Here is a 12,066-nt window from a genome sequence, read left to right as displayed (position 1 = left end):
GGGTTCAGTCCTGCCCTTCCTGTGTGCGCGCGACGAGTTCGGCGTGGGAGAGATTGGCAACCCGCAGCTGGGTGCGCACGCCCAGCTCGTCGGGCAGGTCGTTGGCCGAGGAGGTGATCACGGTCTGCTCGGTGCCGAGCTCCACCAGCCGGCGCACCAACGCGTCATGGTTGCGGTGGCTGGTGACCTGGTCGAGGTTGCCGACCACCAGCAGCGGCGGGCGGGCGGTGTTGGCCAACGCGATCCGCAAAAGCAACCCGTCGAGCTCGGTGAGCTGCTCGACGTACTCGTCGGGATGCGGCAGCGGCAGCGACCCGAAGACCGGTCGGCACACCGCCTCGAGGTCCGCGTGCCCGGCCCGGCCGACCAGCCGGTACCACGGCGCGTCCCAGCGCAGCTGTTCGGTGATGAGGTCGCGCACCCGCACTGACTCGGCGACGGTGTCGAGTTCTTCGATGCCGGCCAGCGCGCTGTGGGCGAAGATCTCGGTGGGCGCGGTGGATCCGAGTACCGTCAGCGTGCCGCTGGACGGTTTCATCCGCCCCGCCACGGTCATCAGCAGCGCGGTGCGTCCCGGCCCGGCCGTGCCGATCAGGGCGGTCACCCCGCCGGTGGGGATCTCCAGGTCGATCGGGCCGTACACCGGGCCCCACGGCCCGCGCATCGTGATCGCCCGGGTCACCACCGCCGGCGGCGGATCCTGGGGGGTAGCGGGGGGGTCGGCCACCGGGTCTCCCATCTGTCTCAGTCCTCTCAGTCGCCCAGCGCGGCGTGCATCTGCCAGGCCAGCACCTCGGCCGCACCCGTCGCGCGCACGGAGGGCCCGTCGCTGTCACTGAACCGGAGGGCGTCCCCGGCGCGCATCTCGGTGCGGTTGTCGACTCGCACCGTACCGCGGGTGACCTGCAGGTACAGATACGGTGCTGTCGGCAGTGTCACAGCCGCGCCCGCCGGTAGCCGAGCGGCGTGCAGCGCGGTGTGGCGGTTGCCCAGCGTGATCGCACCCGGCAGCCCGGCGATCCCGGACGCGACGGTGACCAGCGTCCCGGTCTCCAGGGCCGCGGTGACGTCGGCCTGCTGGTACCGCGGCGGCCCGCCGGGGTGGTCGGGCGCCACGCCCATCTGGAGGAAGTGCACCCCGCCGGTGGCCGGGTCGGCGTGCTCGGCGTGGGTGACGCCGGCGCCGGCCGACAGGCAACCGAGTTGGCCGGCGCGGACCACCGCGGTGTTGCCCAGCGAATCGGCGTGCCGCAACCCGCCGTCGAGCACCCAGGTGACGATCTCGAGGTTGCTGTGCGGGTGGGTGTCGTAGCCGGACCCGGCGACCAGGGTCTCCTCGTTGCACACCATGAGCACCCCGTGGTGGGTGTTGGCCGGGTCGTAGTAGTCGCCGTAGGAGAACGACTGCCACGACCGCAGCCAGCCGGTGGTGGTCCGGTGGCGGTCAGCGCCGCGCCGCAGCTCGACCGAGGCGGTCATCGGCCCAGGGTATCGGGGCCGGACCGCGCAGTCGGTGCCTACCAGTCGGATTCGTCGAAGGTGATCACACCGCGGATGTTCGTGCCGTCGATCATGTCCTGGTAGCCGTCGTTGATGTCCTCGAGCTTGTAGGTGTTGGTCACCATCTCGTCGACCTTTAGCAGCCCGGACTTGTACAGCGCCGCCAGGCGCGGGGTCTCGACGTGGGAGTTGCCGCCGCCGAAGATGTTCCCCTTGAGGGTCTTCTGCAGCATCGTGAACAGGAACAGGTTGAGCTTGACGTCGGCGTCGACCATCGACCCCATCCCGGTGACCACGCAGGTGCCGGTCTTGGCGGTCAGGATCATCGCCTCCTCCAGCATCTCCCCGCGCATCTCGCCGACGGCGATGATCGTCTTCTGCGCCATGATGCCCCAGGTCAACTCCATCACCGGGGCGATCGCCTCGGCCATCGTCGGGTAGACGTGGGTGGCGCCGAACTTCACCGCCGCGTCGCGTTTGGAGGCGACCGGGTCGATGGCGATGACGTGGCGGGCCCCGGAGAGCACCGCCCCCTGCAGCGCGCTCATCCCGATCCCGCCGACACCGACGATGATCACGGTCTCGCCGGGCTCGACCTGGGCGACGTTGGTGGCCGAGCCGAACCCGGTGGGCACCGCGCAGCCCATGATCGCCGCCGATTCGAACGGGATGTCCGGGTCGATCTTGACGACCGAATCCTTGTGCACGGTCATGTACGGCGCGAACGTTCCCAACAGGTTCATCGGCGAGACCGCGTGGGAGCCGGCGTGGATGCGGTTGGTGTCATCGGCGATCGCCTTGCCGCCCAGCAGCACCGCGCCCCGGTCGCACAGCGAACGGAAACCCTTCAGACACGGCGGGCAGGCACCGCAGGCCGGGATGAACGCCAGGATGACGTGGTCGCCCTCCTCGAGTCCGGTCACGCCCTTGCCGACCTTGGTGATGACCCCGGCGCCCTCGTGCCCGCCGAGGGCGGGCAGCCCGATCGGGGTGGCCCCGGTGGTCAGGTGGTAGTCGGAGTGGCACATGCCGGCGGCATGCACCCGGATCTGGACCTCATCGGCGACCGGGTCGCCCAGCTCGATCTCGTCGACTCGGAAGCCCTGGTTGAGTTCCCATAGCAGTGCGCCCTTGGTCTTCATGACTGGCGATCATAACCAGGGATACTGAACGTGTTTCAATCGTGGCCCCGATCACAATTGTGACCTGCGACGATGGTGCGCTACGGGTTGTTGTGGGGGATGCCCGCGGTCAATCCTCCGTCGACGACGAAGTCCGCCCCGGTGGAGTACGACGACTCGTCGGAGGCCAGATAGAGCACGCAGGCCGCGACCTCCGGGGATTTCGCCGCCCGGCCCAGCGGGATCTGCAGCGAGTCGTCCGGGATCGCCATGGCCATCCGGGTGCGCACCAGGCCGGGCAGCACGGTGTTGACCCGGATGTTGTGCGGCGCCAACTCGACCGCTGCGGCCTTGGCCAGCCCGCGCACCCCGAACTTCGACGCCACGTAGCCGTAGAGCCCGGGGCTGCCGCGCATGCCCTCGACCGAGGAGATGTTGATGATCGACCCGCCGCCGGCGGCGATCATCGGCTCCACCGCGGCCTGCATGCCCAGAAACGTCCCGGTGAGGTTGACGTCGATGATCGCCCGCCACGCAGCCAACTCGAACTGCGCCAGCGCGTTGATGTTGGCGATCCCGGCGTTGTTGACCAGCACGTCGAGTTTGCCGAACGCCTCCACGGCCAGCGCGACCGCCGCCTGCCACCCGTCGGGGTCGGTGACGTCGAGGTGGGTGAAGCGGGCGAAGTCGGCGACCTCGCCGAACTGTTCGCCGAACTGCTCGCCGAGGAGGTCGATGAGTTTGGCGCCTTCGTCGTCGACGACGTCGCCGATGACCACCTTGGCGCCCTCGGCGATCAGTGCCCGCGCATGGGCCGCGCCCATGCCGCGACCGCCGCCGCTGATCAATGCCACTTTGCCTGCCACTCGGCCCGCCACGCGCCCCATGGCGGCCAGGGTACGTCGGCGACGTGGCCGATCGCGGGTGGGGCGGCGGGAAGGGCGCGGCGAGCGGCTACGCTCCTGCGTGATGAGTATCAGCCACACCGAGCGGACCTTCACCGGTGTCGGCGGCGTGCGGATCGTCTACGACACCTGGACCCCGTCCGGCACGCCCCGCGCGGTGGTGATCCTTTCCCACGGGTTCGGCGAGCACGCCCGCCGCTACGACCACGTGGCGCAGCGGTTCGGCGAGGCCGGGCTGGCGACCTATGCGCTCGACCACCGCGGCCACGGCCGCTCCGGGGGCCGGCGGGTCTACGTCAAGGATCGCAGCGAGTACACCGGGGACTTCGCCACCCTGGTCGGCATCGCGGCCGCCGAGCATCCCGGGCTGCCGCGGGTGGTGCTCGGCCACAGCATGGGTGGGGCGATCGTGTTCAGCTACGGCGCCGACCACCCCGACGACTATCAGCTCATGGTGCTCTCCGGTCCGGCGATCGCCGCCCAGGAGATGGGCGGGCCGGTGCTGGCCGCCGTCGGCAAGGTCCTCGGGTCGATCGCGCCGGGGCTGCCGGTGCAGGCCCTCGACGCCACCGCGGTCTCGCGGGATCCCGACGTGGTCGCCGCCTATCTGGCCGATCCGCTGGTACACCACGGCAAGGTGCCCGCCGGGGTGGCCCGTGCCCTGTTGGTGGTGGGGGAGAACATGCCGCGCTGGGCCTCGGCGCTGCACACCCCGCTGCTGGTGGTCCACGGCGGTGAGGACCGTCTGGTGCCGGTCTCGGGCAGTCACGAACTGGTGGCCCGGGTGGGCTGCACCGACGTCCGCCTGGAGGTCTACCCCGGGCTCTACCACGAGGTGTTCAACGAACCCGAACGTGACCGCGTCCTCGACGACGTGGTGGCCTGGATCTCCGCGCGGCTGTGAACGGTGTCGGAGTGCGCGCCTAGGTTGATCGCATGAACGGCGACCGAAACGACGACAAGATGCTGGCGCGGATCGCGGCGCTGCTGCGCCAGGCCGAGGGCACCGACAACCCGCACGAAGCCGAGGCCTTCATGGCGGCGGCGCAGCGGTTGGCCACCACCACCTCGATCGATCTCGCGGTGGCCCGCGCCCACGCGAGCACCCGCTCGCCCGCGCAGGCCCCGACCCAGCGCACCATCACCATCGGCGCCGCCGGCACCAAGGGGCTGCGCACCTATGTGCAGCTGTTCGTGGTGATCGCCGCGGCCAACGACGTGCGCTGCGATGTGGCGGCCAACTCCACCTTCGTCTACGCCTACGGGTTCGGCGAGGACATCGACGCCAGCCACGCCCTCTACGCCAGCCTGGTGGTGCAGATGGTGCGGGCCTCCGATGCCTACATCGCCAGCGGGGCGCACCGGCCCACCCCGACCATCACCGCCCGGCTCAACTTCCAGTTGGCGTTCGGTGCGCGCATCGGCCAGCGTCTCGCCGAGGCGCGCGACGAGGCGCGCCGAGAGGCCTCCGAGCGGCCCGACGCCGCGCCGGGGACCGCGCTGGCGCTGCGCGACAAGGACCTCGAATTGCGGGACCACTACCGCAGCGCGTCGCAGGCCCGCGGTACCTGGCGGGCGACCCGGGCCTCGGCGGGCTACTCCTCGGCGGCCCGGCGCGCCGGGGACCGGGCCGGGCGGCGGGCCCGCCTCGGCGGCGAGCCCGAACTCTCCTCGGCGCGGACCGCGCTGGGCCGGTGACCACCCGTGACACCCAGCGCGCCAAGGTGTATGCCGCCGAGGACTTCGTGCGCACACTGTTCGCCCGGGCGGGGGACCGCGGTGGCGGGGTGCTGGATTTCTTCGGGACCTCGCTGACCCTGCCGCCGGAGGCGCGGTTCGCCTCCGTGGGCGCGGTGCAGCGCTACGTCGATCAGGTGTTGACGCTTCCGGCGGTGCGAACCGCCTGGCCGCAGACGACCCCGGTGACGGTGCGGGCCCGTCGCGGCCTGAGTGCCGCGCACTACGAGCACCGCGCCGGCACCGGGGTCATCGCGGTTCCCGAGCACGCCGGGGCCGATGAGGCGCCCGGCGAGCAGGGGTGGGCGTTGCGGGAACTGGTGGTGCTCCACGAGATCGCCCACCACCTGTGCCCGGACCCGCCGCCGCACGGCCCCCGCTTCGCCGCGACGATGTGCCGGCTGGCCGAGGTGGTGATGGGGCCGGAGGCCGGGCACGTGCTGCGGGTCGTCTACGCCAAGGAGGGCGTCCGCCTCGGCGGCTAGATCCGGCAGGGGCGCCTTCTGGCGCGTCTGCCGGGGCTCAGCCCTGCACCTCGACCATGTCGGCGCCGCAGGTGCACCGGTAGGACTGTCCGGCGCCGGGGCAGTGGCACGGCACCTCGATCCGCATGCGGCACCCGCATCCGGCGTGGCTGCAGGTCAACAGTGTTCCCGTCGCGTCGTTGGTCATGATCTCCTCCTTTTGCCGGTGTTCGGGATGAACACCTGGGCCCCACCATATACCCCATAGGGGTATTGGGTAAAGGGGGTTCGTCGTGCGGATGCGCGGGGGTGTTTCGCTACGCTGGTGCGCATGGGACAGCACTCCGCCGAGACCGAAACCGTTACCGAGGCCGATCCTTCCGAGGTCGACGGCCTGCTCGATGAGCTGTTGCTCCCCGAGGACCCGGTGCTCACCGCGGCCCTGGAGGACAGCGCCGCGGCGGGGCTGCCCGCGATCGCGGTCTCCGCCCAGCAGGGCGCCTTTCTGCAGCTGATCGCCCGCGCCATCGGCGCCCGGCGCATCCTGGAGTTCGGCACACTGGGCGGCTACAGCACCATCTGGATGGCCCGCGCGGTCGGCGCCGACGGTGCGGTGGTCAGCCTGGAGTACGCCGCGCACCATGCGGAGGTCGCCCGGGCCAACCTGGAGCGCGCCGGGGTCGGCGAGCGGGTGAGCGTGCTGGTCGGGCCCGCGCTGGAGACGTTGCCGAGCCTGGCCGACGAGGCGCCGTTCGATCTGGTGTTCATCGACGCCGACAAGGAGAACAACGCCGCCTACCTGCGCTGGGCGCTCCAGCTGAGCCGTCCGGGCACGGTGATCATCGTCGACAACGTCATCCGCGACGGCCGGGTCGTCGATGCCGAGGCCGACGACGCCAGCCGGGGTGCGCGCGCGGTGCTCGAGCAGATGGGGGCCGAGCCGCGTCTGCAGGTCACCGCCCTGCAGACGGTCGGGGCCAAGGGCTGGGACGGCTTCGCGATGGCGCTGGTCACCGAGGAGTGAGCTCGCGGACCGCCTGCGCCGCGGGCACGACACGGTCGATGCGCAGCGCACTCTGCCCGGCGTAGAGCGCGGTGCGGTCCAGGGCGGACTCGGCCATCCCGGCCAGCGGGGGAACCGGGCTGAACAGCGGCAGCGCCGGGTGCTGCAGCCGCGGTGCGACCCCGCTGATCCGGTCGGCGAGGCGGGCCAGCGGTGCGCTCCAGGCGTTCAGCGCCGCCGGCAGGGCCCGCGTCGCGCCGTCGGCCCGGCACCACCGGCGGGTGGCGGCGTTGGGGATGACCCGGTGGCGCTCCGGCCAAGAAAGCCCGAACAGCGTGGTCTCCACCGTGGCCGACGCCGCCAGGATCCGGCTGCGATAGCCCGGGTGCGCCCCGGACTCGTCGGTGAGGACGAACCGGGTGCCGGCGACCACGCCGGCGGCACCGCCGTCGAGTGCCGCCGCGGTGTCGGCGGCGGTGGCGATCCCCCCGGCGAGGAACACCGGGCGTCCCTGCGCGGCGGCCAGCGCGTCGGGCAGGAACTGCAGTGCGGCGCGGGTGCCCACCAGGTGCCCACCGGCTTCCCGGCCCTGCGCGATCACCGCGTCGACCCCGGCGCCGACCGCCGCGCGGGTCTGCGCGATGGTGCCGACCATCCGCATCACGACGATCCCGGCGTCGCGCAACTCGGCGACCAACGCCGGCGTCGGGGCGCCGAATGCCAGCACCGCGATGTCGATGCCGGCGTCGATGCAGGTGCGCACCTGATCGCGCGTGACGAACGGCATCAGCAGGTTCACCGCCACCGCACGCCCGGGGGCCGCGTCGCGCACCCCGCCGATCGCCTCACGCAGGGCCGCCGGCGGGGCCAACCCCAGCGTTCCCAGTGCCCCGGCCGAGGCCACCGCCGCCGCCAGGCGCGGACCGGCGATGCCGCCGCCCATCCCGGCCTGCAGTACGGGGACATCGATACGCAGTCGATCGGCCAGATCGCCGAAACCACCTGTGGGCATGGTCCCCAGGGTAGGCCGCGCGGGTGTGGCTCAGCCGCAGATCGCGCCGGTTGCCGCCGAGTGCACCAGTTTGCGGTACTTGGCGAGCACCCCGGTTGAGTACGGTGAGGCCGGCGGGGTGAAGCCGTCGGCGCGAGCCGCGAATTCGTCGGCGTCGACGAGCACGTCGAGGGTGCCGCGCGCGACGTCGAGGCGAATCGTGTCGCCGTCGCGCAAAAACGCGATCGGCCCGGCGTCGACGGCTTCCGGCGCGATGTGGCCGACACACAGCCCGGTGGTGCCGCCGGAGAACCGGCCGTCGGTGAGCAGCAGCACATCCTTGCCGAGCCCGGCGCCCTTGATGGCTCCGGTGATCGCCAGCATCTCGCGCATCCCCGGCCCGCCCTTGGGGCCCTCGTAGCGGATCACGACGGCGTCGCCGGCCTGGATCGTGCCGTTCTCCAAAGCATCGAGAGCGGCGCGCTCGCCGTCGAAAACCCTTGCAGTGCCGTCGAACACGTCGGCGTCGAAGCCGGCCGACTTGACCACCGCGCCTTCGGGGGCCAGCGAGCCGTGCAAAATGGTGATGCCTCCGGTGGGGTGGATCGGATTGGTCAGCGCGTGCAGAACCTTGCCGTCGACCACCGGGGGGTCGAGTTCGGCGATGTTCTGCGCCATCGTCTTGCCGGTGACGGTCAGCGCGTCGCCGTGCAACAGGCCGGCCTCCAGCAGGGTCTTCATCATCACCGGCACGCCGCCGATCTTGTCGATGTCGAACATGACATGCGCGCCAAACGGTTTCACGTCGGCCAGGTGCGGCACCTTGGCGCCGATGCGGGAGAAGTCGGCCAGGGTCAGGTCCACCTCGGCCTCGTGGGCGATCGCCAGGAGGTGCAGCACCGCGTTGGTCGAACCGCCGAAGGCCATGACCACAGCGATCGCGTTCTCGAAGGCCTCCTTGGTCAAGATGTCGCGAGCGGTGATCCCGCGCCGCAGCAACTCCACCACGGCTTGACCGCTGCGCCGGGCGAATCCGTCACGGCGACGGTCGGCCGACGGGGGCGACGCGCTGCCCGGCAGCGACATCCCGAGCGCCTCTGCGGCGCTGGCCATGGTGTTGGCGGTGTACATGCCGCCACACGCGCCCTCCCCGGGGCAGATCGACCGTTCGATGATGTCGACGTCCTCGCGGGACATCAGCCCCCGTGAGCACGCCCCGACGGCCTCGAAGGCGTCGATGATCGTCACCTCGCGTTCGGTGCCGTCGGAGAGTTGGGCGTAGCCGGGCATGGTGGATCCGGCGTAGAGGAACACCGCCGCGAGGTCCAGGCGGGCGGCGGCCATCAGCATGCCGGGCAGGCTCTTGTCGCAGCCGGCGAGCAGCACCGAGCCGTCGAGCCGCTCGGCGGACATCACGGTCTCGACGCTGTCGGCGATCACTTCCCGGCTCACCAGCGAGAAGTGCATGCCCTCGTGGCCCATGGAGATGCCGTCGGAGACCGAGATCGTGCCGAACTCCAGGGGATAGCCGCCGGCGGCGAACACGCCCTCCTTGACCGCTGTGGCCAGCCGGTCCAGCGACAGGTTGCACGGGGTGATCTCGTTCCACGACGACGCCACCCCGATCTGGGATTTGGCGAAATCGTCGTCGCCCATGCCGACCGCCCGCAGCATCCCGCGGGCGGCGGTGCGCTCCAGGCCGTCGGTGACGTCGCGGCTGCGCGGTTTGATGTCGACGGACTTGCGGTCTGCGGCCATGACGTCCAGTATGCCCGCGCGGGGAGGTGCGCCAAAATCGTTTATATACCCCGCTGGGGTATGAGGTAGCATGGCGTTCATGAAGGTTGTCGCCGTTGGCCCCGCATCCCTTGGTCCCAGGTCGTTCGCCGCGGTCTTGACCGCATCCGCCGTCGTGCTCGCCGGGTGTTCCGGTTCGGGTGACGACTCCACCGATGCCACCTCGCCGGCCGCCGAGACGACCACGTCGGTCACCTCCGTCCCCGGCACGGCGGTGCCGGACAACCACAATGCGGCGGACGTGACCTTCGCCACCGACATGATCCCGCATCACCGTCAGGCGTTGACGCTGGCCGAACTGGTGCCCGACCGTACCGACAACCCCGACGTGATCGCGCTCGCCGAGGAGATCACCGCCGCTCAGCAACCCGAGATCGACCAACTCGAGGCGATGCTGAATCAGTGGGGCGCACCGCTGCCCGACGGGCACTCCGACCACCATGCGGATATGGCCGGAATGGTCGACCAGGCCACCCTGGATCGGCTGGAAACGTTGCGTGGCGGCGAATTCGACACGTTGTGGTTGCAGTCCATGATCGGCCACCACGAAGGCGCGGTGCAGATGGCCGAGACCGAGATCGCCGACGGGGAGAACTCGGCCGCGAAAGAGTTGGCCACCAACATCATTGCCGACCAGCAGGCCGAGATCGATAAGATGAACGAGATGATGGGCGGCTAAGATGCCTGGCACACATGGCTATTCCGCCGATGATGAGGTCAAAGACGCCTATGCCAAGCGTTTGCGCCGCATCGAAGGCCAGGTGCGCGGCATCGCGCGGATGATCGACGAGGACAAGTACTGCATCGACATCCTCACCCAGATCAGTGCGGTCAACAGCGCCCTGCGGTCGGTGGCGCTGGGTCTGCTCGACGAGCACATGCGGCACTGCGTCAGCGGGGCGGCCGCCCACGGCGGTCCCGAGGCCGACGCCAAATTGGCGGAGGCGTCTGCGGCGATTGCCCGACTGGTTCGCTCCTGAACCCGATACGGTGGCGCCAGCGTCGGGGTCGACCCTGACGTCGCGACCACCATGACAATTCAGCGCGTCAGCAACTCGGCCGGCCCGTGGACACCGCGGGTCGTCGTTCAATTGGCGGTACTCGCCGCGGCCGCACTGACCTACGTCACCGCCGAGATCCTGCCGGTGGGGGCGCTCTCGGCGATCGCCACCGACCTCGACATCAGCGAGGCCGTGGTCGGCAGCCTGCTGGCCTGGTACGCGGTGGTGGCGGCGGTCTCGACGGTGCCGCTGGTGCGCTGGACCGCGCACTGGCCGCGCCGGCGCACCCTGCTGCTGGCGCTGGCGTGCCTGGCGGTCTCCCAGATCGTCTCCGCGTTGGCGCCGACGTTCGCGGTGCTGGTGATCGGGCGCACGCTGTGCGCGGTCACCCACGGGTTGCTGTGGGCGGTGATCGCGCCGATCGCGACCCGGCTGGTGCCGGCCACCCACTTCGGGCGGGCAACCACGGCGATCTACGTCGGCTCGAGCCTGGGCCTGGTCGTCGGTATCCCGACCATCACCTGGATCAGCCTCGCGCTGGGATGGCGCCCGGCGGTGGCACTGGTCGCCGCCGCCGGGATCGGGGTGCTGCTGGCAGCCCGGGCGGTGCTCCCGCCGATGGACCTGGCCGCCGACCAGCACGCCGTCGTCGGGGCCGCCGCCCGCCACCACCGCAACGGCCGGCTGATCACCGTGGCCGTGCTGACCCTGGTGGTGGTGATCGGGCACTTCATCTCCTACACGTTCATCCTGGCGATCATCCGCGAGGTGCTCGGCATCGACGTCGTCGACCGCGCCCACGCGGTGTCCTGGCTGCTGGTGGGCTACGGAATCATCGGGGTGGCGGCGATGAGCGCGGTGGCCCGTCCGCTGGACCGCCGGCCCGCCGCGGTGGCCACGCTGTGCATGAGCGTGCTGTGCGTGGCATTCGTGGTGTTGACCGCGCTGGCGTTCACCGACCTGCCCACCCGGGTGACGATCCCGGTGGGGATCGCGATGATCCTGCTGTGGGGCGCGACGGCGGCGACCGTCTCGCCGATGCTGCAGTCGGCGGCGATGCGTACCGCACCCACCGATCCCGACGGGGCCTCGGGGCTGTATGTGGCGGCCTTTCAGATCGGCATCGCGGCCGGATCGCTGGCCGGCGGGGTGCTGTCCAGCCATGCCGGGCTGGGGGTCATGATGGCGACCTCGACGGGGCTGTTCGCGGCGGTGCTGGTCGGCATCGTCGTCGCCCGCCGGGTCTTCGATGTTTCCTCGGTGGTCAGTTCGGTCTAGCCCGGCTGTAACGCCGGCCACGTTTTTCCGATAAGCCCTGCAGGTCAGCGCTGTGGAGTTGGCGAACGGGCGGATGTGTGCCACCGTTTGCCCAGTTAGCTGGTCCGCTCGCTGTGCGAGACTGGTGACAACCTGTGCAATGGAGGGATACGCATGCCGCGATGGACGACAGGCCGCCTGACCGCGATGGTCAGCGCTGCCGGGATGGTCGCGACACTGACCCTGGGTGCCGGGGCGGCCTGTCGTCCATCGCGGCATGCGTATCCCTC

Annotated in this window: 14 protein-coding genes; 7 read left to right on the top strand and 7 right to left on the bottom strand. The window is 70.8% G+C overall.

Annotation, left to right across the window (positions count from 1 at the left end; translation table 11 throughout):
• Positions 1-4 precede the first annotated feature (4 nt).
• From B8W67_RS10970 to B8W67_RS10955, 4 genes are all read right to left on the bottom strand, one after another.
• Positions 5-739: an ATP-binding cassette domain-containing protein gene (locus tag B8W67_RS10970; protein WP_085303986.1), complete on the bottom strand. Its 735-nt coding sequence runs from the start codon at positions 737-739 to the stop codon at positions 5-7.
• 14 nt (positions 740-753) lie between these two features.
• On the bottom strand, positions 754-1,479 hold the full coding sequence (locus B8W67_RS10965; RefSeq protein ID WP_085303984.1) for a pirin family protein: 726 nt from the start codon (positions 1,477-1,479) through the stop codon (positions 754-756).
• Between the two features lie 38 nt (positions 1,480-1,517).
• Complete coding sequence (locus B8W67_RS10960) at positions 1,518-2,642, bottom strand: NDMA-dependent alcohol dehydrogenase (RefSeq protein ID WP_085303983.1); 1,125 nt, start codon at positions 2,640-2,642, stop codon at positions 1,518-1,520.
• Between the two features lie 80 nt (positions 2,643-2,722).
• The gene (locus tag B8W67_RS10955) at positions 2,723-3,508 is read right to left on the bottom strand and encodes a glucose 1-dehydrogenase (RefSeq protein WP_069393612.1); all 786 of its coding nucleotides are present in this window, start codon (positions 3,506-3,508) and stop codon (positions 2,723-2,725) included.
• A gap of 82 nt (positions 3,509-3,590) precedes the next feature.
• Here B8W67_RS10955 and B8W67_RS10950 point away from each other — a divergent pair, with 82 nt between their 5' ends.
• Genes B8W67_RS10950 through B8W67_RS10940 form a run of 3 tightly spaced genes read left to right on the top strand, consistent with a single transcriptional unit; the run spans position 3,591 to position 5,748 of the window.
• The gene (locus tag B8W67_RS10950) at positions 3,591-4,430 is read left to right on the top strand and encodes an alpha/beta hydrolase (RefSeq protein ID WP_085303981.1); all 840 of its coding nucleotides are present in this window, start codon (positions 3,591-3,593) and stop codon (positions 4,428-4,430) included.
• Between the two features lie 32 nt (positions 4,431-4,462).
• Positions 4,463-5,224: a DUF2786 domain-containing protein gene (locus tag B8W67_RS10945; protein ID WP_069393614.1), complete on the top strand. Its 762-nt coding sequence runs from the start codon at positions 4,463-4,465 to the stop codon at positions 5,222-5,224.
• Positions 5,221-5,748, top strand: coding sequence for a TIGR04338 family metallohydrolase (locus tag B8W67_RS10940; protein ID WP_069393615.1), 528 nt, complete (start codon positions 5,221-5,223; stop codon positions 5,746-5,748). The genes B8W67_RS10945 and B8W67_RS10940 overlap by 4 nt, the downstream gene beginning before the upstream one ends.
• A gap of 37 nt (positions 5,749-5,785) precedes the next feature.
• Here B8W67_RS10940 and mymT read toward each other — a convergent pair whose 3' ends face one another.
• A complete protein-coding gene (mymT, locus tag B8W67_RS10935; protein WP_069393642.1) occupies positions 5,786-5,935 on the bottom strand; it encodes a copper-binding metallothionein MymT in 150 nt (49 codons plus the stop codon).
• Between the two features lie 123 nt (positions 5,936-6,058).
• Between mymT and B8W67_RS10930 the strand changes: the two genes are divergently transcribed.
• Positions 6,059-6,751 carry an O-methyltransferase gene (locus tag B8W67_RS10930; protein WP_069393616.1) on the top strand — a complete coding sequence of 231 codons (693 nt, stop codon included), beginning with the start codon at positions 6,059-6,061 and terminating at the stop codon, positions 6,749-6,751.
• Here the strand turns inward: B8W67_RS10930 and B8W67_RS10925 are convergent.
• Both B8W67_RS10925 and ilvD read right to left on the bottom strand, forming a co-directional pair.
• Complete coding sequence (locus tag B8W67_RS10925) at positions 6,738-7,742, bottom strand: NAD(P)H-dependent flavin oxidoreductase (RefSeq protein WP_085303979.1); 1,005 nt, start codon at positions 7,740-7,742, stop codon at positions 6,738-6,740. The two genes, B8W67_RS10930 and B8W67_RS10925, sit on opposite strands and share 14 nt — an antisense overlap.
• A gap of 30 nt (positions 7,743-7,772) precedes the next feature.
• A complete protein-coding gene (ilvD, locus tag B8W67_RS10920) occupies positions 7,773-9,479 on the bottom strand; it encodes a dihydroxy-acid dehydratase (RefSeq protein WP_085303977.1) in 1,707 nt (568 codons plus the stop codon).
• A 79-nt stretch (positions 9,480-9,558) separates the two neighbouring features.
• On the opposite strand from ilvD, the gene B8W67_RS10915 reads away from it, so the two are divergent.
• Genes B8W67_RS10915 through B8W67_RS10905 form a run of 3 tightly spaced genes read left to right on the top strand, consistent with a single transcriptional unit; the run spans position 9,559 to position 11,797 of the window.
• The gene (locus B8W67_RS10915) at positions 9,559-10,197 is read left to right on the top strand and encodes a DUF305 domain-containing protein (RefSeq protein ID WP_085304037.1); all 639 of its coding nucleotides are present in this window, start codon (positions 9,559-9,561) and stop codon (positions 10,195-10,197) included.
• A 1-nt stretch (position 10,198) separates the two neighbouring features.
• Positions 10,199-10,498 carry a metal-sensitive transcriptional regulator gene (locus tag B8W67_RS10910; protein WP_069393619.1) on the top strand — a complete coding sequence of 100 codons (300 nt, stop codon included), beginning with the start codon at positions 10,199-10,201 and terminating at the stop codon, positions 10,496-10,498.
• Positions 10,499-10,549: 51 nt separating this feature from the next.
• The gene (locus B8W67_RS10905; protein ID WP_085303975.1) at positions 10,550-11,797 is read left to right on the top strand and encodes an MFS transporter; all 1,248 of its coding nucleotides are present in this window, start codon (positions 10,550-10,552) and stop codon (positions 11,795-11,797) included.
• Positions 11,798-12,066: the final 269 nt, after the last annotated feature.

Origin of the sequence: Mycolicibacillus koreensis, from assembly GCF_002104795.1 — a bacterium.
GTDB classification, from domain to species: domain Bacteria; phylum Actinomycetota; class Actinomycetes; order Mycobacteriales; family Mycobacteriaceae; genus Mycobacterium; species Mycobacterium koreense.
Note: the sequence above shows the minus strand (reverse complement) of the source record. Positions and strands in the feature narration are given on the sequence as shown.

Excerpts from the sequence above, each read along its gene's own strand:
- B8W67_RS10930 (WP_069393616.1), top strand. The coding sequence starts at position 6,059 with ATGGGACAGCACTCCGCCGAGACCGAAACCGTTACCGAGGCCGATCCT.
- mymT (WP_069393642.1), bottom strand. The coding sequence starts at position 5,935 with ATGACCAACGACGCGACGGGAACACTGTTGACCTGCAGCCACGCCGGA.
- ilvD (WP_085303977.1), bottom strand. The coding sequence starts at position 9,479 with ATGGCCGCAGACCGCAAGTCCGTCGACATCAAACCGCGCAGCCGCGAC.
- B8W67_RS10960 (WP_085303983.1), bottom strand. The coding sequence starts at position 2,642 with ATGAAGACCAAGGGCGCACTGCTATGGGAACTCAACCAGGGCTTCCGA.
- B8W67_RS10945 (WP_069393614.1), top strand. The coding sequence starts at position 4,463 with ATGAACGGCGACCGAAACGACGACAAGATGCTGGCGCGGATCGCGGCG.
- B8W67_RS10955 (WP_069393612.1), bottom strand. The coding sequence starts at position 3,508 with ATGGGGCGCGTGGCGGGCCGAGTGGCAGGCAAAGTGGCATTGATCAGC.
- B8W67_RS10950 (WP_085303981.1), top strand. The coding sequence starts at position 3,591 with ATGAGTATCAGCCACACCGAGCGGACCTTCACCGGTGTCGGCGGCGTG.
- B8W67_RS10915 (WP_085304037.1), top strand. The coding sequence starts at position 9,559 with ATGAAGGTTGTCGCCGTTGGCCCCGCATCCCTTGGTCCCAGGTCGTTC.
- B8W67_RS10965 (WP_085303984.1), bottom strand. The coding sequence starts at position 1,479 with ATGACCGCCTCGGTCGAGCTGCGGCGCGGCGCTGACCGCCACCGGACC.
- B8W67_RS10905 (WP_085303975.1), top strand. The coding sequence starts at position 10,550 with ATGACAATTCAGCGCGTCAGCAACTCGGCCGGCCCGTGGACACCGCGG.
- B8W67_RS10910 (WP_069393619.1), top strand. The coding sequence starts at position 10,199 with ATGCCTGGCACACATGGCTATTCCGCCGATGATGAGGTCAAAGACGCC.
- B8W67_RS10970 (WP_085303986.1), bottom strand. The coding sequence starts at position 739 with ATGGGAGACCCGGTGGCCGACCCCCCCGCTACCCCCCAGGATCCGCCG.
- B8W67_RS10925 (WP_085303979.1), bottom strand. The coding sequence starts at position 7,742 with ATGCCCACAGGTGGTTTCGGCGATCTGGCCGATCGACTGCGTATCGAT.